The organism is Afipia sp. GW822-FHT04G07 (genome assembly GCF_058800765.1).
This window is the reverse complement of record NZ_JBXAMP010000003.1, coordinates 43,287-63,193: the sequence shown is the minus strand read 5'-3', so window position 1 is coordinate 63,193 and position 19,907 is coordinate 43,287. Positions and strand designations below refer to the sequence as shown.

Sequence of the window (19,907 nt, the reverse complement as noted above, 5' to 3'; positions counted from 1 at the left end):
TTTACGCGTTTCAGGTTGATTTCATGCATCGATTCAATGGGGCAGTGCGCGTTGCGTGCGCATGGCTTATCCTCACAATTCCAGCGATTGCTGCGGAACGGTCGCGACCGATCTCATTGCCGCAAGCCTTACAGCGCGCGTTGGCTGCAAACCCGCGCCTCACCGCCGCCGAGCGGGACGTCGGCATCGCCGGCGGGTTGCGGATTCAGTCAGGCGCGTTGCCAAATCCTGAAGCCTCGTTCGAATTGGACAACGCGCTGGGATCTGGGCCCTACAGGGGAACGCGTTCCGCGGAAACTAATCTGCAACTCAGTCAGCTAGTCGAACTCGGCGGCAAGCGCGAAGCCCGCATTGCCGCAGGCCAGGCCGGTGTCGGTTCCGCGGTCTGGCAGCGGCGGGCGACACGGCTGGAGGTGCTGTCCGAGACCGCGATCGCCTTCATTACCGTCATCAGCGCGCAACGCCGGATCGAAATCTTCGACGAACAGATTGCGAGCTTCGATCAATTGATACCGCAATTGCAGAAGCGCGTGGAGGAAGGCGCGTCGTCGCCCGCGGAAACCGAGCGCGCCCAGGTGGCCGCCGACCTGTTCCGGGTCGAGCGGGAGCGCGCCAAGACGCAATTGGCGACCGCCCGGCGGGATCTCGCTATTCTAATGGGCGAAAGTATTCCCCATTTCGGCAAAGCGATTGGTCGGCTGGCCCTTGTCGGGCAGCCCCCATCGTTCCAGTCGGTCCTCAAGGCGATCGAAGCCAATCCGCAGTTGATGCGCTGGACCGCCGTGACCGCGCAGCGCAATGCCGAGTTGCTGATCGCGCGTTTGAAAATCATTCCGGACGTCCGCCTGTCTGCGGGATGGCGTCACTTCCAGGACACCAACGACAACGCGGTACGGCTGGGAATATCGATTCCGTTACCCGTGTTCGACCAGAACAGGGGCAACGTCATCGCGGCTCAGGAAACCCTCGCCAAGACCGCAGCCGAACGTTCGATCAACAAACTGGTTCTCATCAGCATCGCCGGACGAGCCTACGATTCGATCAACGGGGCACTGGCGGAAATTAAACTGTTGCGCTCCTCGGTCATTCCGAAAGCCCGTAGCGCCGCCGCAACCATCCAGAGCGGCTATGCCCAGGGCCGCTTCACCCTGCTTGAATTACTCGACGTCAAGGGCTCGGTCCTTCAGGCCCTGGTGCGCGAGCAGGAAGCCCTGCAAAACTTCCATATCGCTGTCGCGACCATCGAAGGTCTCGTCGGCAATCCGTTTTCGCTTACCCATCAGAGTTCAAGATGATCAAGGCATTCGCCCGCTATTTCGTATTTCTCCTGGTCGCCGCCGGACTGGTCTATGGCGGCTACCGGCTGTTGAAGCCCGCCACGTCGACGCCGACGCCAACCGAAGCCTCGGAAAGCGAGCACTCCGACAGCGTGGCTCTCAGCGACGCCAAAGTTGAGGCGTCGGGCATTGAGCTTGCCAAGGCGTCGTCTGGCGTGTTGCGCAACAGCATGTTCTTGAACGGAATCGTGCAACCCAACCAGGAATTGCTGGTGCAGGTGACGCCGCGGTTTGCCGGGATCGTCCGCGATGTTCGCAAGCGCATCGGCGACAAGGTCCAGAAGGGCGACATTCTCGCGATCATCGAGAGCAATCAGAGCTTGACGCCTTACGAATTGAAGGCGTCGCTGGCTGGAACTGTGATCGATCGCCAGATCACGCTGGGTGAATACGCCTCCGAGCAGAAGCCAGCGTTCGTCGTTGCGGACCTGTCGACGGTGTGGGTCGATTTTTCGGTGTATCGGCGTGACCTGAACCGGGTCAGCGTCGGCGACGAAGTGCTGATCGACCCCGCCGATGGCGGGACGCCAATCGGCGCCAAGATTTCCTATCTGTCGCCGGTCGGTAGCAGCGACACCCAGAGCGCCATCGCCCGGGCCGTGGTCCCGAACACCGGACAGCGGTTGCGTCCGGGCCTGTTCGTCACCGGGCGGTTGACGCTGTCGGCAAAGAAGGTCGGCGTCGCGGTGAAATCGTCGGCGCTTCAGACTGTCGAGAACCGCACGGTGGTGTTCGTGCGCAACGGCGACAAGTTCGAGGCGCGCGACGTCGAAGTCGGCCAACGCGATCCGCAACTCGTCGAGATCACCTTCGGCGTCCTTGAGGGCGACGTCTACGCGGCACAGAACAGTTTCATCGTGAAGGCGGAAATGACCAAGGGAGCGGGCGGCGATGAGCACTGACAATGGAATGATTTTGATCACCGCGTTGATCAGGCCTCATATGGAAGGTCACGTCGTCCGCGCGCTTCACGATCTGGCGGATTTTCCAGGCTTCACCTTCGATGAGGTTCGCGGCCAGGGCCGCGGGCGGGGACAAGGCGGGACCTACGTCGCGAGCGACGAGGACATCACCTATCACCAGTGCCTCGAATTGAGATTGGTGTGCCGGACGGATCAGGCCGACGGGATTTGCCGCCGGATCGAAGCGGCGGCTTGGACAGGACGAAAGGGCGACGGCGTGGTCTACACGATGCCGGTCAACACCTTCGCCCGGATCAGGGAAGCGGGAGCAAAGGAGCACCGCAATGATTGATGCGATCCTTTCATTTTCCATTCGGCAGCGGTGGCTGGTGATGATCGGCGTGTTGCTGATGGCCGCGTTCGGCGCATGGAATTTCACTCGCCTGCCGATAGATGCCGTTCCGGATATCACTAACGTTCAGGTCCAGATCAACAGTAGCGCGCCCGGCTATTCGCCGCTCGAAGTCGAACAGCGAATCACGTTTCCGATCGAGACCGCCATGGGGGGCCTACCGCATCTCGAGAGTACGCGCTCGCAGTCCCGCTACGGCCTGAGCCAGGTGACCGTCATCTTCAAGGACGGCACGGATATCTATTTCGCACGCCAACTGGTCAACGAACGAATTCAACAGGTCAAGGACCAGCTTCCCACAGGCGTCGAAACCGGGATGGGGCCGATCTCGACCGGTCTTGGAGAGATCTATCTGTTCACGGTGGAAGCCAAGCCCGGCGCGCGCAAGGCCGGGGGCGGAGAGTATACCCCGAGCGACCTGAGGACCATCCAGGACTGGATCATCAAACCGCAATTGCGCAACGTGCCGGGCGTCATCGAAGTCAACACCATCGGTGGTTTCGAACGGCAGTTCCAGGTGCTGCCGGATCCGGCGCAGTTGATGGCCTACAAGCTCAACTTTCGTGACGTAATGACGGCGCTGGCCGCGAACAACGCCAACGTCGGCGCCGGCTACATCGAACGCAACGGCGAGCAGTACCTGGTCCGGACGCCCGGTCAAGTGGCTAACGTCGAGGAAATCAAGGAGATCGTCATCGGGTCGCATAACGGTGTGCCCATCCGAATCTCCGACGTCGCGGAAGTTACCGAAGGCAAGGATCTGCGGACGGGCGCGGCAACCATCAACGGCAAGGAAACCGTGCTCGGCACCGCCATGCTGCTGATCGGCGAGAACAGCCGCGCCGTGGCGCAAAGCGTGGCCGCCAAGCTCAAGGAGATCGGCAAGTCATTGCCGGACGGCGTGATTGCGCACACGGTCTACGACCGCACGCACCTGGTCGAGGCGACGGTCGCGACCGTCGAAAAGAACCTCGTGGAAGGCGCCCTGCTGGTGATCGTGATCCTGTTCCTGATCCTCGGGAACTTCAAAGCGGCAATTGCCACGGCCTGCGTCATACCGCTCGCCATGCTGTTCACCATTACGGGCATGGTGGAGAACAAGGTCAGCGCCAATCTGATGAGTCTTGGCGCGATCGATTTCGGCATCATCATTGATGGCGCCGTCATCATCGTCGAGAACTGCTTGAGGCTGCTCGCAGCGGAGCAACACCGCTTGGGTCGTCTGCTCAGTCGCGAAGAGCGTTTCGAAACCATTCTCGCGGGCTCGCGCGAAGTCATCGGCCCCAGCCTGTTCGGAACGCTGATCATTGCCGTGGTCTATCTGCCGATCCTGACCCTCACCGGCGTGGAAGGAAAGATGTTCACGCCGATGGCGCTGACCGTGCTGATGGCGCTGACCGGCGCTGCCATCCTGTCGATGACGTTCGTGCCCGCTGCCGTGGCGCTGTTGGTGACGGGCAAGATATCGGAGCACGAGAACTGGTTCATGCGCGGCGCGCGCCACCTCTATACGCCGCTGCTCAACGCGTCGATCCGCAACCGCTTCGGCGTCGCGGCGATCGCGGCATTGTTCGTGATGGTCTGCGGCATCGGAGCCACGCGCATGGGCTTTGAATTCATTCCGAGTCTCGACGAGGGCGACGTGGCGCTCCAGGCCATCCGGATTCCGGGAACGAGCCTGACGCAATCGCTTGAAATGGAAGCAATGCTCGAAAAGCGCTTGCTCAAGATCCCGGAGGTCAAGGAGGTGTTCGCGCGAACCGGAACGGCGGAAGTCGCGACCGACCTCATGCCGCCTTCGACCTCGGACGGGTATGTCATGCTGAAGCCACGGAAGGAATGGCCCGACCCGGAAAAATCGAAGGCGGTCGTGGTTTCGGAAATCCAGGAGGCGGCCGAGGAAATTCCCGGCAACGTTTACGAAATATCGCAGCCCATCGAGCAGCGTTTCAACGAGTTGATCTCGGGTGTCCGCAGCGACGTCGGCGTCAAGATTTTCGGAGACGATCTCGACCTGCTCGTCCAATCCGCCGCCAAGGTGCAGGCCGTGTTGCAGAACGTTCAGGGCGCTGCTGACGTCAAGACCGAGCAGGCGTCCGGGTTGCCGGTGCTGACGGTCAAGCTTAACCGCCAGGCGTTGTCGCGCTACGGCATCAGCGTCGGCGACGTCCAGAACCTCGTCGAGATTGCGGTCGGCGGCAAGAAGTCAGGCCAGGTCTTCGAGGGCGACCGCCGGTTCGACATCGTGGTCCGGCTCCCGGAACATCTGCGCCTGGACATCGAGGCGATCAAGGCGCTCCCGGTGCCGCTGCCACCGCTCGACAATCAAACCAAGGCCACGCCTGCGGTATGGAACAACTCTGCGCTCGCCCAGATCCGGTACGTGCCGCTTTCTGAACTCGCGCAAATCGATGTGGCACCCGGGCCGAACCAGATCAGCCGCGAGCAGGGTAAACGTCGCATCGTCGTCACTGCCAACGTGCGCGGGCGCGATCTCGGTTCGTTCGTCGCCGACGCGGAGCAGCAAATCGAGGCCAAGGTCAAGCTGCCGGCCGGCTACTGGATCGGATGGGGTGGCCAGTTCGAACAACTGGTTTCGGCGACGCAGCGGCTGACTATCGTGGTGCCGATCGCGCTGCTACTGATCTTCCTCCTGCTGTTCATGAGCTTGGGCTCGATGGCAGACGCTCTGCTGGTGTTTAGCGGGGTCCCGCTGGCCCTCACCGGTGGCATCATTGCGTTGCTGTTGCGCGGCATTCCACTGTCGATCAGCGCCGGAATCGGTTTCATCGCACTGTCCGGCGTCGCGGTGCTCAACGGCCTCGTCATCATCACGTTCATAGAGCGCCTCCGCAGGGAAGGACACGCCCTTGTGGATGCGGTGCGTGAGGGCGCGCTGACCCGGCTGCGGCCCGTCCTGATGACTGCGCTTGTCGCTTCCCTCGGGTTCGTGCCGATGGCGATCGCGACAGGCGCCGGAGCGGAGGTGCAGCGGCCGCTGGCTACGGTCGTCATCGGAGGAATCATCTCGTCAACCATTCTTACGCTGCTTGTGCTGCCCGCTCTCTATGTCCTGTTCCGGCGCGAGGACCTTGAGAACGGTGAATTGAAAACGTCGGAACCGAACGGAGTGAAATCATGAAATACGTTCTCCTGCTTATCGCCGCTTTGACGTTCGCCGCCCCGGCTTCGGCCGAAGAATACGAAAAAGGACCAAACGGCGGCCTCATGCTCGACGTCGCCGGCATCGACGCTGAGCTTCTTACCGCCGGGACTACCGTCACCATCAACGTCTTCGTCCCAAACACCCCAAAGCCGGTATCTACAAAGGGCTTTACTGCAGCAGTGCTCATCGCGGGCGGCAGCGGACGGGAGACGGTCACGCTCTCTCCTCAGGGCGAGAATTCCCTCAAGGGTGACGCGAAGGCAGCGATACCGGCGGGTGCCACGATCACTTTGACCATCAAGACCGCGGAAGGAAAATCCGGACAGGCAAAATTTAAGAAGTAGAGCGGACGGTGAGTACGGTTCCGATGTGGAGCGCACAGGAAACTTCAGGCTGCGACGGCCGCCACGCGACCGTCGCAGCCCATGGTGTCGATCGGAAGGTTCGACGTCCGATCCTGTGCTTCATATTGACGGCGTTTGCATTGATGACATCCTCCACGGCGGACCTGAGGGCAGAAGGGCGAACTGCCAAGATCGTCGGCCTGGGCGCCTCGACCTGCAAGCAGTTCAACGGCGACGTCGTATCCAATCCCATGGTGCGGAGGGAATATCTAGCTTGGGCCCAAGGCTTCATGAGCGGAATCATATTGAGCAGGCCGCCGGGCGTGGATGAAGGCCTCGATCTCAATCCGGCGACCTTCGACCTGATCACTCAATTGCGGTTCCTCGAAGATCTCTGCGCGCGAAACGAGGCGCTCGATTTTTCCGAGGCTGTCGAGGCGCTCTACAAGCGGCTCAGACGGGAGGGCAAGACGTGAACGCACGCTACGCTGCACCCTCGACCTCGCGCTCCGGAAGCCCCAACCATGACTGAAACCGCTATGCTCGCCAAAGTCCGTCTACGCGTGGAGGGCATGGACTGCACCTCTTGCGCAACAAAGATTGAAAATGCCCTGCACCGCATGCGCGGTGTCAGCGATGTGATCGTGTCCGTGTCGGCGGGGACGGTGACGGTCGTCACCGACGACGACGAAGACCTAATCCGAAATCAGATCGTGAAACTCGGATACAGGGTTACAGGCAGTGAATTTGTCGAGAATACATCCGCCCGAGCAACGGGTGGCGGAACGTCGCTGGAACCCCGTCCGGAAAGTCGTGAGCCCGCTGGCGACGGCCAAGCTTGGTGGCAAACAAGGAAAGGGAAGCTCACCATCGGGTCGGGGTTGGCGCTGGCGACGGCCTTCATAATCGGCAAAACCGCTCCGGCGACCGAGCACTGGGCGTTTCTGCTGGCGATGCTGGTAGGTCTCGTTCCCATCGGACGTCGTGCAGTCGCCGCCGCGGGCGCCGGGACGCCGTTCTCGATCGAGATGCTGATGTCGATCGCCGCGGTGGGCGCGGTCATCATCGGAGCGACCGAAGAGGCAGCAACCGTCGTTTTCCTGTTTCTGATCGGGGAACTGCTCGAGGGCGTTGCCGCGAGCCGTGCCCGTGCCAGTATCCAGGACCTCACCAAGCTCGTTCCGAAGACGGCCCGCCTCGAAGAAAACGGCCAAATCCGTGAGGTCCAGGCCGACACCCTGGAAGTGGGTGCGACGATCCAGATAAGGCCCGGCGACCGGGTTCCCGGCGACGGTGTCATCCTGTCCGGAGAAAGCGCGATCGACGAAGCGCCGGTCACGGGAGAAAGCACGCCGGTCCGGAAGCGACCGGATGCGACCGTGTTTGCCGGCACCGTCAACGGCGACGGCCTGCTGCGCGTGCGGGTGACTGCCGCAGCCGCGGACAACACGATCGCGCGCGTGGTGCGCCTCGTCGAGGAGGCGCAGGAGTCGAAGGCGCCGACGGAGCGTTTCATCGACCGGTTTTCCCGCTTCTATACGCCGGGGGTGGTTGCGGCCGCCGCGTTGGTCGCGGTCGTTCCTCCTTTAGTGTTTGGAGGGGAATGGAGCGGGTGGATCTACAAGGGTCTGGCCATTCTGCTGATCGGGTGTCCTTGCGCCCTGGTCATCTCCACCCCCGCTGCAATCGCCGCCGCCCTGTCTGCCGGCGCCCGCCGGGGATTGCTGCTGAAGGGTGGCGCAGTTCTCGAACAGATCGGCAAGATCACCGTGGCCTGTTTCGACAAGACTGGCACGCTCACCTCCGGCAAGCCCCAGGTCACGGACATCATCGGCTTCGCGCGCAGCGAGGCTGATGTACTGCGCTTCGCTGCGGCGCTCGAGTCGGGGTCGAGTCACCCCCTTGCTACCGCAATCCTGACCCGGGCGGCAGTAAAGCAGATCTCGCTTCCGCCGACCTCCGACTCGAAGGCGATCGGCGGAAAAGGGATACGTGCGACCGTGGAAGGAGCGGAAGTATTCCTGGGATCGCCCAAGGCCGTCGCGGAATTCTGTCCTCTAACAACCGAGCAGGAGACGCAGATCGCAGCCCTGAACGACGAAGGCAAAACCGTTTCGCTCGTCGCGCTCGACGGGAAAATTGCGGGTGCGATCGCGATGCGCGACGAACCCCGTCCAGACGCGAAAAGCGGGCTCAAGCTTTTGACGGACGCGGGGATCCGGACTGTGATGCTGACCGGCGACAATCGGCGCACCGCGAACGCGATCGGCAAGCAATTGAGCATCGATATCGAAGCGGAACTGCTGCCTGAGGACAAGCAGCGGATCGTCGGCCAGTTTCAAAAGGCGGGCTGGTCGGTCGCAAAGATCGGCGACGGCATCAACGATGCGCCGGCACTCGCAGCAGCCGATGTGGGTATCGCTATGGGCGGAGGGACGGACGTCGCGCTCGAAACGGCCGACGCCGCCGTACTGCACGGGCGGGTCGCCGACGTTGCCGCAATGGTCGACTTGTCGAAGCGGACGATGATCAACATCCGGCAGAACATCGCGGTCGCTCTCGGGCTCAAGGCCGTCTTTCTTGTCACCACCGTCGTCGGATTGACGGGGTTATGGCCGGCCATCCTCGCAGACACCGGAGCGACGGTTCTGGTGACGATGAACGCCTTGCGTTTGCTCCGCTTGCCCACGACCGAGCCGTTCCAGTCTTGAGGAAGAAGAATTGAATGCTTTCCTGAGTGCCCCAACCCTGAGAGTGACGCGATGTTTCAAGCATTGAGCCGACTGTCCATCACGGAGGCGGCGCGTCATGCGGTGACTCAACTTGCGGTCATCGCTCTCACGCTCGGACTGACAACAGGTGGCGCCTTCGCAGCGGCAGGCGATGCCGGTGGTACTACCAGGTTCGATCTCGCGCTGCTTGTCCGGATCGCCGTTGCTGTCGCGCTGGCTTTCCCCATCGGATGGGAACGCGAGTTTCGCGGTTCGGAGGCCGGCGACCGTACCTTCATGCTCGTCAGCCTGGGAGCGGCCGCGTTCACGGCCGTTGGCGTCGAGAACTTTCCGGCGACCGCGGAGAAGATAATGGCGGGCGTCGTCACCGGTGTGGGTTTCCTCGGCGGAGGGATGATCCTCAAGGACGGCGGCAACGTTCGCGGCTTGACCACGGCAGCGGCCATTTGGGCAACGTCGGCGGTTGGCATGCTCGCAGGGATTGGCGAACTCCTCATTGCCGGACTAGTGACCGTCTTGGTCATCCTAATCCTGGAACTGCAATTCCTTCCTTTGATCGGTCGGCTCGATGCGCGGCGCTGGCGACCGAAGGAAGCTAAGCGGGAAGGGAATGGGCATGAGTTTTGACAGAAGTCACTGAATCCGAACGGGATAGCAATGAAGCGCTTTTTGGTCCTCATCGCGATCGCGGCATGTGCCGCTCTACCCGCCTTGGCTTTGCGAGCAGCGAATTGGCGTCTCGGACCGGTCGTTGACACTGCAATCTTCGGCGTTGCGATCCTCGCTGCCGGATTTCTTCTGTCGTGGGGTGCGGAAGCGGCCGAGCGGCACATCGCGCAGGGCCTGATCCTTGCGGCCGTCGCCTTGATAACGGTCCTTCCAGAATATGCGGTGGATATGTACTACGCTTTTCAGGCGGGCCAGGCCGGCCCGGAGTCGCCGTACGTCCACTATGCTGCGGCCAACATGACCGGCGCGAATAGGCTGCTTGTCGGCGTCGCATGGCCGCTTCTGGCACTGCTGCACTGGCTCAAGGATCGGCATCGCGCCATCGAACTGACAAACGACAACGCAATCGAAGTCTCGTTCCTTTTGCTCGCCAGCCTCTACGCGTTTGTCATTTTGTTCAAAGGCAGCATTACCCTTTTCGATTTCACGATGTTGGTGGCAATCTATGGAGGATATGTCTGGCGCGTCCGCAACGTTCGCAAAAGCGAGAACCCGGACGGAGAGGACGAACCCGGACCTGCCGCGGCGCTCAATGAATTGCCGCTCCGGACGCAGTGGATAGTTATGGCAGGCCTCGGGCTGGCCGCCTGCGGAATTATTCTCTGGAGCGCCGAGCCTTTCGCGGAAGCCTTGATCGAAGCGGGCCGCGCCTTCGGCATCAACGAATTCCTTCTCATCCAGTGGTTGGCGCCGCTCGCCAGCGAAGCACCCGCCGTATCTATCGCCGTCCTGTTTGTTCTAAAGGGGCGGGCCGCGGGCGGACTCATCACCATGATCAGCGACAAGATCAATCAGTGGACGCTCTTGGTCGGCATGCTACCGCTGGCGATGACCGTCGGCGCCCGCGGTGCGACAGCACTGCCGTTGGACGCGCGACAAATTGAGGAGTTTTTTCTGACTGCCTCTCAATCCCTGTTCGGGGTCGCACTGCTCATGCGGCTGCGTTTCAGTCTTCTGTCGGCGACCGCACTTGCGCTGCTGTTTTTGATTCAGGTGAGCTTGGCCTACTACTTCAGGAACGAGGAAATACGCACGATAGCCACTCTGTCGGGCTTAGCCTGGGTCTATCTGGCGCTTGCTTCGGTGCTCTTCATATGGAACGGCCGTCGATTACTAGAAATAATTCGCTTCACTCTTGGGTCGTCAACCGCGGCTGCAAATCCCAAGACATCGAATCCGGCTCGGGGTGAACGCTGATCCCTTGGAACCAGGCGTCAGAAAGCTCGAGGCAAGCATTTGCTCTAAACGTTCTAAAAAATCGTGCGGCAAGACGGACAATGACCGATGGAGGAATCCTATCGGCGTGGACCGTCAGGTGGATCCTATAACTAGCTTCGGTGCAGATAGTCTGGAGTCGGCGCTGCGCGACAACTGGGTTTCACGGACATCAATCTCTTCACTCGATCAAAAAAAGGAGATCAAAATGGGGTTCGATCAATATCACGAACCGCCGGAAGAACTTTCGCAGGAAATGCGCACATTCGCTCGGATGATCACGTCGCTCATAGAGGAGGCCGAAGCTATTGGCTGGTACGAACAGCGGATGTCGCTCGAAAAGGACAAGGAGGCGAAAGCCATCATGGCGAATGCACAAAAGGAAGAATTCAAGCACTTCGGGATGAACCTCGAATTCCTCCTGCGCCGCAACAAGGACTGGCGGACCGAACTTCAGAGCATCCTCTTCACGACGGGGGACATCGTGAAACAGGGAGAGGCGGCCGAAAAGAAAGTCGATTAGGCATGTCCCGGTGGGAGGCCCTCATGGAAGACAAGCGAAAACTGCGGCGAACGCGCGTTTTGAAGGCCGGAATGATCTCGTTCGGCGGCGCGGCCATCGATTGCACCGTCCGAAACCTGACGGCCTCCGGCGCACTGCTCGAAGTGGAGAGTCCGCTCGGCATTCCGCACCATTTCATCCTGGTAATCCCTTCGGAAGATATCTCGCGATCCTGTCGACTCATCTGGGCCTCCGAACGCCGCATCGGGGGCCGCTTCGATCGAACCGACGACGGCGCACCGAAGCAAAAAAGGAGGATCGTTCCGTGAAAGCGCCTCGACGAATTTCGCTGGCGGGTGCGCTGCTGCTGCTCGGCTCGCTGCTGACATGCGGGCAGTCGACCGCTCGCGGCAGCTTCGCCACTGAGAACCCGTGGGCATCCGAGCATATTGAGGGACTTCCGGCCGATATACGACGGGGGATTTTCGCGCGCGAAAGCGCGTGCGGCAGCGCGGCGGCTGCGGGGCATTACTTCTCGGTCTCGATCGAGGCGGGAGGCCTACGCTTCGTATCGCTGCACTTTGAAGACTTTGCCTGCGCGAACCGCGCCGCCGTTTGCAATGGCGGCGGGTGTCTGCACGAAGTGTACCTGGAATCACGTGGCCGACACCGGCTCGTCTTCAGCGTGCGCGCGCGCGATCTGAGGATGTTCGAGGACGGCGGGGCCGTCGGTCTGATGGTGACCGGAGGGAAGTCGGACCGTTTCTTTCGATGGGACGGACATCGTTTCGTTGCGGCCATCGGGAAGGGATCGCGGCAACTGCCATTGCCGATCATCGGACATCCTCATTCGGGCGGGCAGGACGTCGTCGCGACGGGCGAAGGCTTCGTGAGTCGGATCGAGCTTCTTCGTGCTGCTGGTCGAACTCGAAACGAAACTGCGCGATGCGATCGGCTCGAACACCGTACGTGGACGCCAGCACCATCGCACGTCAAAGCAGGTCGTCGCTTTCAGCCAGGATGAAATGCTGCCGGCGTCGTTCACGACCCTGCAGACTCAATTTCGAAAACACCGGACTCATTATTGATGGGACCGGCCTCAAAATCACTCAAACGGCACAAAAAATTCGAACTACCGAACGAGCCAAATGTTCCATAAGATGTCTTATGCGAATCCATTTTCATTATGTATCTCAGCTATGTGGCATACCTATTTTCCATAATGATGGGTTTCCATGTTTTCCCAAAAGCCGCGAGAGCGATCCTGCGCTTCACGACGAATATCATGGTCGCCATGCCTGCATCGCTTAATTGGGGGCGTCACCCTTTCTTTCTAATTCGCTATGTCGGAGTTGCCACAAGCCGCCGTGCAACCAGATGGCTGGCAATGTCGAACGTTAGGTCCAGTTAAATGGCTCCTTGGGTCTTGCCTTGCGGCGCACCATTTCTCTGGAATCATCCCGTCCTCATCCTCCCCATAAATCCCGCAAGGCCGGGAGCGGTTGTCCGCCACACGAGAGGTCTGACGCTAGCGTGAGCGCCACAAAGCACGTATCAATTTTATTCGACAACCTGCACCGCCCCTCGGAGATCCCCTTTGCAGTTCACGGTCATACCGTATTCGCGCAGTTCTCGCGCGGAGCGCGACATTGCTGGCGGTCGGCAATGCTTTCTCGTCGCCGATAATTGGGACGACTATTCGTATAAAACGGCGTTCTCGCTCGTCTACCTTGACGGCGACGGCACCCGTCACGACATCGGGGCCGTCAAAATCATGCGGCGTAGCATGAGCCACGGGTACACCCAGATCGAAGACGGCTTCGTCGCCCTCGGACAGGAATATGCGTCGCTTGGACAAAGCCAAGAATATTACGAAAATCTGATTGCGGTCGATGAAGAGGATCGCATCGCGATCTTGGAAGCACTGCAGGACGTGGTCTGGAATGATGACATTTTTGCCGCCTTCCAGAACGAAGCCGCGTTCGAGACGTCGCTTCTGCGCTCTGTTTCTGCGCGAGAATTGACCAAGCTCAGAACCATTGCGCACGAGCAAGCGATGCTGACGCCGTTCCATTTTCGCTACAAGTTCCCGGAATCGGATGATGCCGTCATCGAGGTTCAGGTGACCCCCAACGCGGTTCCGCCGACAAATATTCATGCCATCATCGGCCGCAACGGCGTTGGAAAGACGACACTCCTTCGTTCGATCAGTACCCTGCTGCGTGTCGGCCGGAAGCGATCACTCGGACGCCTGACCTTCATCACTGATGACGATGAGCTCAGCGGCGAGGAAGGCTTCGCAAATCTTGTCACCGTTGCTTTCAGCGCTTTCGATGAATTTGACCCCGCGATTCCGAACGACGGGACGGCCACAGGTCTGCAATACGCCTATATCGGCCTGAAGAAGAACGTGCGTTTGAAGAGCGGCAGGCGCGAGGCGCGAAATAAGACGACAGCCGATCTGCGCGCCGACTTTGTCGCGAGTACTCTCAAATGCCTGCGCAGCTCGCGAAAGCCGCGATGGCGCTCTGCCATGCGCGTCCTGGAAGGCGATCCGCTTTTTGCCGCGCTGCGATTGGAACGACTTGCCGACTTGCCGCAAGACGACTTCGAGGACACTGCAGTTCAATTGTTTGACGAGGCAAGTTCCGGCCACAAGATTGTCTTGCTCACGATGACGCGGTTGGTCGAACTGGTCAGCGAGGGAACGCTGGTTCTGATCGACGAGCCTGAAGCCCATCTTCATCCTCCTCTCGCCGCATCGTTCGTCCGCGCGCTCTCGGGTTTGCTGGCGCAACGCAACGGCGTTGCCATTCTGGCCACTCACTCACCCGTCATTGTTCAGGAAGTCCCCAGCAATTGCGTGTCGCTGTTTTTCCGCGATGGAGCAAGTGTTGAGATCGAGCGCCCTGAGGTCGAAACCTTTGCTGAGAATGTCGGGTTGCTGACACGCGAAATTTTTCGGGTCGAATTCACTGAGAGCGGATATCACGCGCTGATCTCGGATGTCGTTTCAAGATCAAACACTTTCGACCAGGCACTGGCGGCGTTTGAGGGCCATTTGGGTGCTGAGGGCCGCGCGCTAGTGCGGGCGCTCTGGGAGGAGCGCTGAGCCGTGATTGCGATTTCATGTCCAACTGATGATGCAGAGGCGGTGTTTCGCGAGTCGGCGGCGCGCACCCGTAACCCGGAGCTTCGAAGCGCTCTTCTCGCCCTGTCCGAGCGGATCAGCGAGCGTGCGACCGAATATCTGGACTTGGCGGTCCGCGCAGAGCTATTCCGACTGATGGCTGAGGACCCGGACGGCGTCAGCAAAGAGGATCTTTCGAACGTCTACGATCGCGTTCTCGTCCGTGGCAAAGGCCGCCCGGTCTACGACCGCCTGCGGGCAGGCGCGAAATATCGACGTTGCCCGCTCTGTGGCGCGCGAGATGTCAAAACGCTCGATCACTATCTGTCGCAATCGGAGTATCCCGAGTTTGCCGTGTTTCCGGCCAATCTTGTGCCGAGCTGTTCGGATTGTAACAAGGTCAAGCTAGCACATGCGCCTCGCACGCACGCCGAGCAGACATTTCATCCGTATTTTGACGATTGGAGTTCGCACCGCATTCTCCGTGCAGCAATCGATATTACCAACACGGTGCAGGTGAGCTTTTCCATCGAACAGGTCGCCGGTGTGCCGGCAGCACGCATAGCCAGAGCTCAGCAACACTTTGAATTGCTCGAACTCGGGTCGTTGTACGCGGGAAGTGCCGCAGTCGAGCTGGTCGAATCCAAGGACACCTTTCGGCGCAACTTTGCTGCCGGTGCAGACATCCTTCGGTCGGAACTCAACCACACCGCTCGCAGCCGCCAGCGCGGAAATCTGAATGCGTGGCGCGCGGCGCTCTATTGGGGCCTTGCGGCGAGCGACGACTTTTGCAACGGCGGGTTCAAACTGATCGAGGAAAGCTGATTTATCTGAAGAAAAGCGGTCGGTTCACGCTGAGGGCAGAGGTCATCTTTTCCAGAGTCACTGCGGCAGTTGCTGGATCAGCGCTCAATCGAAACGTCATTCTTCCTCCGTCTCCGGCTCATCCCCAAACGACCGGTGAAGGGACAGCAGCGTGTTGGCGGCCTCTTGCACCAGATTGCTCCCAGATCGGGTCCCGAGATGCAACGTCTTCATCATAGCTCCGAAGTTCTCATCCTGTTGCCCGCTGGCGGACGCAAGAATGTCGCGGACGTCGCAGCTATCACCCGGAGTGGATGGCGGGGATTCGCCCAGCGAAAGCGGCTTGCGTTCGGATTTTGGAGTCCCGCGCCGCGCTGTAATGGTAAGCGGCCCGGGGTTCAATGGAGCTGATGGCCTGGCGGTATCGGGTGACTTCTTCGGCGTGCGTTTTGCCGAAGGCCGGCGCAGCTGCCGGACTTTCGCCGGCGCGGCCGCGGTGATCCCGACACTGGTGTCTGCGCCCTCGACCGCCTCTGGCGCCGGATTGATGGCGCCGCCCAGCACTTCGTCCTGCCACGCCCGCAAGGCGGGAAGCTGTGGAGGGTGCCCCTTCGTTGCTTGATAATACCGGCGATACGGCTTGTCGACGTAATGCCGAATCTTCGTCAATTCGAACGATCGTGAGTTCTTGACCATCAGGATCGACAGCCGCGCGGACATTTCTCGAAGCTCAAGCGGGTTGCGCAGCGGCCGCGGCGTGTAATGCGGCGCCCAGACCCGCGGCGCGAAGATGCCCTGCCCCGGCCGCTTGATCGGTGTTTTGTAAATCTGCGTCGTCTCGCCCAGCATCTCGGAGACAAACTCCGACGTTTCGAGATCGTTGATCTGGATGAACAACTTGATCTGCGAGCCCGACACCGTGGTGATGCGCGTGTTGCGGCCGTAGAGCTCGTCGAGCTGCGCGATGTCTTGCATGACGATCGCCATGCGGAAGCCGTAGCCGGCGCTGATCGTGATCTTCGAGATCAACGAGTCCATCCGCCCGACGTGGTAGAATTCGTCGAGCATCAGCAGCACCTGATGGGGCTCATCGTCGCCAGGAATCTTCACCATCAGAAGATCGTGGATCTGCTGGAACAGAATTCGTATCAGCGGCCGGAAGATCGAGAGTTCTGCGATGGTGCAGCCGATGAAGATCGTCATCGGCTGGCGGCGTAACTCGCGAATATCGAAGTCGGACGTCTCGGTCGCTGCGGAGATCAGCCCGTTATTCCACAGCGACATCGCCATGTTGACATTGAAGACGGCGCTGTTGCGCGTCTCAGGTTCCAAGGCGATATACTGGTTAAAGCTGTCGACCACCCATGTCGGCAAATGCGGCCGTTCGGTCCTCACGATGGCGCGCAGCACCGATGAAATGTCTTTGCCGGTCGTGGTCATCCGCGCGACGCTGCGCATGTGCTGAGCACCAGCAATCAGAGGCGACGACAGCACGTAGCCGATCAGGGCAGACAGCAGGAGCCGCCCTGCCCCGGCCCAGGTATCGTCCGCCTTTTCAGGGATCACGAAGGAAGCGACGACCAGGCAGTCGGTCGCCATGCGCTCGTCACGTCGCACGAAATCCAGCGGGTTGTAGCGATGGGTGTCATTCGAGCCCGGCGAAAACATGAAGACCTTGTTGCCCATCGTTGCCCGATGATTTGCTAACGCGCCGAAGTTCTCCCGCTTGGGATCGAAGAACACCGCCGAACCCTGCCAGAAGTAACCGTTCGGGAGGACAAAGCCGGTGCCTTTTCCGGAGCGTGATGGCCCGACGACCAGAATATGCGCGGGTTCATCGGAGCGGATCGTCGCCCCGCCCAGCGTTCCGAGCACGATGCCCTGCCTGGCCGTCAGGCCTTGCTTCGCCGCCTCCATCACCGTGCCGAAGCGCGCGGCACCGTACGGCATCTGGCGCCGGTTGACGAAGGCGAACAGTAGGCCGCCCAGGCCGAGCGCGACAACAGCCGCCGCGGCGTAGCCCGCGCGAATGAGCGCCTCAACCCGGGTTGGCGTGAAGATGAGGCGGTCATAGAAATGACGCCAGGCGACAAGGAAAAAGTCCGCCGAGCGATCGGCGTTCTGCATCCGGAAGAGAGCCCAGCGGCTGGTACCTTCGCTGGGAAATCGGGTCGGCGCCCAGCGGAGCGCCACGACGACCTCGTAGGCCATGCTCCACAATAGCCAGAAGCCGAGAAGAAGAAGGATCGCGATGCCGATCCTATAGGCGACGACGCGCGCCATGGCGGCCTTTCCCCCCTGCCCGTTCCTGCCGCCACTCCGCCACGCGGGAAAAATAGATGGCCGAGGTGCCGCGCCAGCCGCCAACCTTGGTCTGCTGGATGACGATCGGCAGCACCGATTTGATGTAGCCGACGATCTCGTCGCGCCGCAGCCCGAGGCCCGCCTGCATCACCATGAGCGCGAGCTGCTCGAACGCGCCCGCCGGACTGTCGGCATGTACGGTGGTAATGCTGCCCGGATGGCCCGTGTTGATAGCGCGCAAGAACGAATAGGCCTCGGCGCCGCGGATCTCGCCGAGAAAGATGCGGTCCGGTCGCAAACGCATGGAGGCCTGCAGCAGCGTTTCAACGGTCACGCGGGCCTCTCCCTGGTCGCCCTTGGAGGCAACGAGCGGCAGGTAGTTTTTCTGGATCGGGTTGACTTCGCGCGTATCCTCGATGGTGATGATGCGCTCGTCGACCGGCACTTCCTTGAGGATCGCGTTCAGGAAAGTGGTCTTGCCCGAGCTTGTGCCGCCCGACAGCAGGATCGAATAGCGGTTAACGACCGCGAGACGGATGAACTCCTCGATCCGGCCGGCGTCGAGATGTTCGCACAGATGCCGGTCGGTTTCCGACAGCGCTCCTTCGCTTGCTGTCGTCACCTTGTCGAACGATCCGAGCTTGCGATAGTCGTCGAGCCGCATTTCCTTGATGACCTGCTTGCGGATCGCGAAGGCGCCGCCGGCCGTCGTCGCGGGCGGCATCACGCCCTGAAACCGCTCCCCTGTCGGCAGCGCGGCGGAAAGCAGCGGATGCTCCTCATTGACGCTCTGGCCGGAATGACCGGCGACGCGTTCCGCCAGATGGCGGATCGCATGTTCGGTCAGACTTGGCACTTCATGACGTTCCATCGCCGACTGACCGAAGCGCTCGACCCAGACTTCGCCGGGGCCGTTGGCGCAGATCTCGACGACCCGGTCGTCCTCGAGCCAGGGCCGAACGGGATCGAGCGCCCGATCAATGAAGACTGTCAGACTTCGTGCTAGCGCGTTCACGCTTGAGCTCCCTTAGGGCCTCTTTCACCGGATCGGGATAGAGCGCCGAGAAGTCGAGATCGCGCCGCACGAAGACGATGATCCGCGTCCCTTGGTCGAGATAGATCGTCGGCGGAATGTTGATCGAGTTCCGCAGCGCCTGCTGGGCGATGTTGGTGAGCGTTTGCGACACGTTTTGCGCCGCGATCTGACGCGCCTGCAGCGACAGCTGGTTCTGGTTCACGCCCGTCTGCGTCTGCGTCACCGCGCCCGTCATCGGATCAGTCGTGGTGATGATCGTGCCGTTGCCCGTGTTGTTGGCGTTCTGTCCGTAAGCGCTCAGGAACTGCGCCGCGCCACCCACGATGGAGAGCATGATCGCGGAGCCGAACCGCTCAACGTAGTGGTTGTCGACGAAGCCGGCATTGCCGGCGCGGCCTAAATCGTCCGTGCCGTTCGATCCGATCTGGACCGAGACGCCGTCCGACCGCAGCATTCGCGTCCAGACCACAAACACACGCGTCTGCCCTTGGGCGATGCCCGATTTGTATTCCCCGACAAGGCGGCTTCCCGCCGGGATCAGCACGCGGCGCCCGTCGAACGACCAGACGTTCTCGGTCACGACCGCGCGCACCATGCCCGGCAGGTCGCTTTGAACGGCCGTCTCGAGTACGCCGCGAATCATGGTACCCTGCGCCACCAGCGCGTCGATCCGGTTGTTCTTGGTGGCGCGTGAGACCTCGACGCCGGCAGCCGACACCGACGCCAAAAAGCGACGATTGGGATCGTCCTCTGGGCCTGCGGCGGCGTTGCTTCCACCGTCCGGATTTGCAGCGTTCGCCGTCGCCGATGCGTTGTCGGCGATCACCTGAGGCGCCCGCAGGCGCGCCCATTTTCGCCGCTCTTCCTCCTGGCGTTGACGTTCAAGCTCCGCGAGACGCCGCGCTTCGTCGTCGTTCGGTACTGCTGCGGCCAGCGGTGGTTCAGGCGGCGGTGGTGCCGGAAGCGCCAAGGGAGGGGCCACCGGAGGGGGCGGTAGTACAGGTTCGACCGGCGCCTGTGGGATGACGATGGTGCCCTGATTGGTTCGCGTCCGCGGCGCAGACAGGGATGGCGGCGGAAACTGCGTGGTGGTGAATTCCTCCTTGTCGGGCGTCGTCAGGGTGGGCGAACGCCGCACCACCGAGCCGTAGATTATCCAGGCGGCCACGACGAGAACGCCGATCGGGACCCCTAATTTCAAAAAGCTGCCAAGCGCTGTGCGGCCACGCGCGACGGAGGTCGCCGCCGCTTCGAGTTCGAATGAGCGATAGTCGTCGGCGCTCGGCATTGCGCG

At 61.1% G+C, this 19,907-nt stretch carries 17 protein-coding genes; 14 read left to right on the top strand and 3 right to left on the bottom strand.

Going from position 1 to position 19,907, the window contains the following annotated elements:
• Window positions 1-23: 23 nt before the first annotated feature.
• The 14 genes from ihpA to AC1RKJ_RS22205 all read left to right on the top strand — a co-directional run bounded on the left by ihpA (window position 24) and on the right by AC1RKJ_RS22205 (window position 15,294).
• Window positions 24-1,295: a divalent metal ion exporter subunit IhpA gene (gene ihpA / locus AC1RKJ_RS22270; RefSeq protein WP_043854975.1), complete on the top strand. Its 1,272-nt coding sequence runs from the start codon at window positions 24-26 to the stop codon at window positions 1,293-1,295.
• Window positions 1,292-2,239 (top strand): divalent metal ion exporter adaptor subunit IhpB, encoded by a 948-nt coding sequence (gene ihpB / locus AC1RKJ_RS22265; RefSeq protein ID WP_292619070.1) that lies wholly within the window; start codon window positions 1,292-1,294, stop codon window positions 2,237-2,239. The genes ihpA and ihpB overlap by 4 nt, the downstream gene beginning before the upstream one ends.
• The gene (locus AC1RKJ_RS22260; protein WP_043854955.1) at window positions 2,229-2,591 is read left to right on the top strand and encodes a P-II family nitrogen regulator; all 363 of its coding nucleotides are present in this window, start codon (window positions 2,229-2,231) and stop codon (window positions 2,589-2,591) included. Before ihpB ends, AC1RKJ_RS22260 begins: the two co-directional genes overlap by 11 nt.
• Entirely contained in the window at window positions 2,584-5,793 is a 3,210-nt protein-coding gene (locus AC1RKJ_RS22255; protein WP_292619067.1) for an efflux RND transporter permease subunit, read from the top strand. The genes AC1RKJ_RS22260 and AC1RKJ_RS22255 overlap by 8 nt, the downstream gene beginning before the upstream one ends.
• Entirely contained in the window at window positions 5,790-6,161 is a 372-nt protein-coding gene (locus tag AC1RKJ_RS22250; protein WP_043854953.1) for a hypothetical protein, read from the top strand. The genes AC1RKJ_RS22255 and AC1RKJ_RS22250 overlap by 4 nt, the downstream gene beginning before the upstream one ends.
• A 143-nt stretch (window positions 6,162-6,304) precedes the next feature.
• Window positions 6,305-6,637, top strand: coding sequence for a hypothetical protein (locus AC1RKJ_RS22245; protein WP_043854956.1), 333 nt, complete (start codon window positions 6,305-6,307; stop codon window positions 6,635-6,637).
• 48 nt (window positions 6,638-6,685) lie between these two features.
• Complete coding sequence (locus AC1RKJ_RS22240; protein ID WP_292619063.1) at window positions 6,686-8,872, top strand: heavy metal translocating P-type ATPase; 2,187 nt, start codon at window positions 6,686-6,688, stop codon at window positions 8,870-8,872.
• A gap of 51 nt (window positions 8,873-8,923) precedes the next feature.
• Window positions 8,924-9,520, top strand: coding sequence for an MgtC/SapB family protein (locus AC1RKJ_RS22235; protein ID WP_292619061.1), 597 nt, complete (start codon window positions 8,924-8,926; stop codon window positions 9,518-9,520).
• A gap of 30 nt (window positions 9,521-9,550) precedes the next feature.
• Complete coding sequence (locus AC1RKJ_RS22230) at window positions 9,551-10,819, top strand: calcium:cation antiporter family protein (RefSeq protein WP_043854899.1); 1,269 nt, start codon at window positions 9,551-9,553, stop codon at window positions 10,817-10,819.
• Between the two features lie 226 nt (window positions 10,820-11,045).
• Window positions 11,046-11,360, top strand: a complete 315-nt coding sequence (locus AC1RKJ_RS22225) for a ferritin family protein (protein ID WP_043854900.1) — start codon at window positions 11,046-11,048, stop codon at window positions 11,358-11,360.
• A gap of 23 nt (window positions 11,361-11,383) precedes the next feature.
• Entirely contained in the window at window positions 11,384-11,668 is a 285-nt protein-coding gene (locus tag AC1RKJ_RS22220) for a PilZ domain-containing protein (protein WP_043854901.1), read from the top strand.
• Window positions 11,665-12,363 (top strand): hypothetical protein, encoded by a 699-nt coding sequence (locus AC1RKJ_RS22215; RefSeq protein ID WP_349642604.1) that lies wholly within the window; start codon window positions 11,665-11,667, stop codon window positions 12,361-12,363. The genes AC1RKJ_RS22220 and AC1RKJ_RS22215 overlap by 4 nt, the downstream gene beginning before the upstream one ends.
• A 573-nt stretch (window positions 12,364-12,936) precedes the next feature.
• The gene (locus AC1RKJ_RS22210) at window positions 12,937-14,451 is read left to right on the top strand and encodes an ATP-dependent nuclease (protein ID WP_292619057.1); all 1,515 of its coding nucleotides are present in this window, start codon (window positions 12,937-12,939) and stop codon (window positions 14,449-14,451) included.
• Window positions 14,452-14,454: 3 nt separating this feature from the next.
• Window positions 14,455-15,294, top strand: a complete 840-nt coding sequence (locus AC1RKJ_RS22205) for an HNH endonuclease (RefSeq protein ID WP_152648144.1) — start codon at window positions 14,455-14,457, stop codon at window positions 15,292-15,294.
• A gap of 96 nt (window positions 15,295-15,390) precedes the next feature.
• Here the strand turns inward: AC1RKJ_RS22205 and AC1RKJ_RS22200 are convergent, their stop codons facing one another.
• Genes AC1RKJ_RS22200 through virB10 form a run of 3 tightly spaced genes read right to left on the bottom strand, consistent with a single transcriptional unit; the run spans window position 15,391 to window position 19,901 of the window.
• Window positions 15,391-17,556, bottom strand: coding sequence for a type IV secretory system conjugative DNA transfer family protein (locus AC1RKJ_RS22200; RefSeq protein ID WP_043854997.1), 2,166 nt, complete (start codon window positions 17,554-17,556; stop codon window positions 15,391-15,393).
• Complete coding sequence (virB11, locus tag AC1RKJ_RS22195; RefSeq protein ID WP_043854998.1) at window positions 17,534-18,592, bottom strand: P-type DNA transfer ATPase VirB11; 1,059 nt, start codon at window positions 18,590-18,592, stop codon at window positions 17,534-17,536. Before virB11 ends, AC1RKJ_RS22200 begins: the two co-directional genes overlap by 23 nt.
• Complete coding sequence (gene virB10, locus AC1RKJ_RS22190; RefSeq protein WP_292619054.1) at window positions 18,555-19,901, bottom strand: type IV secretion system protein VirB10; 1,347 nt, start codon at window positions 19,899-19,901, stop codon at window positions 18,555-18,557. Before virB10 ends, virB11 begins: the two co-directional genes overlap by 38 nt.
• Window positions 19,902-19,907: the final 6 nt, after the last annotated feature.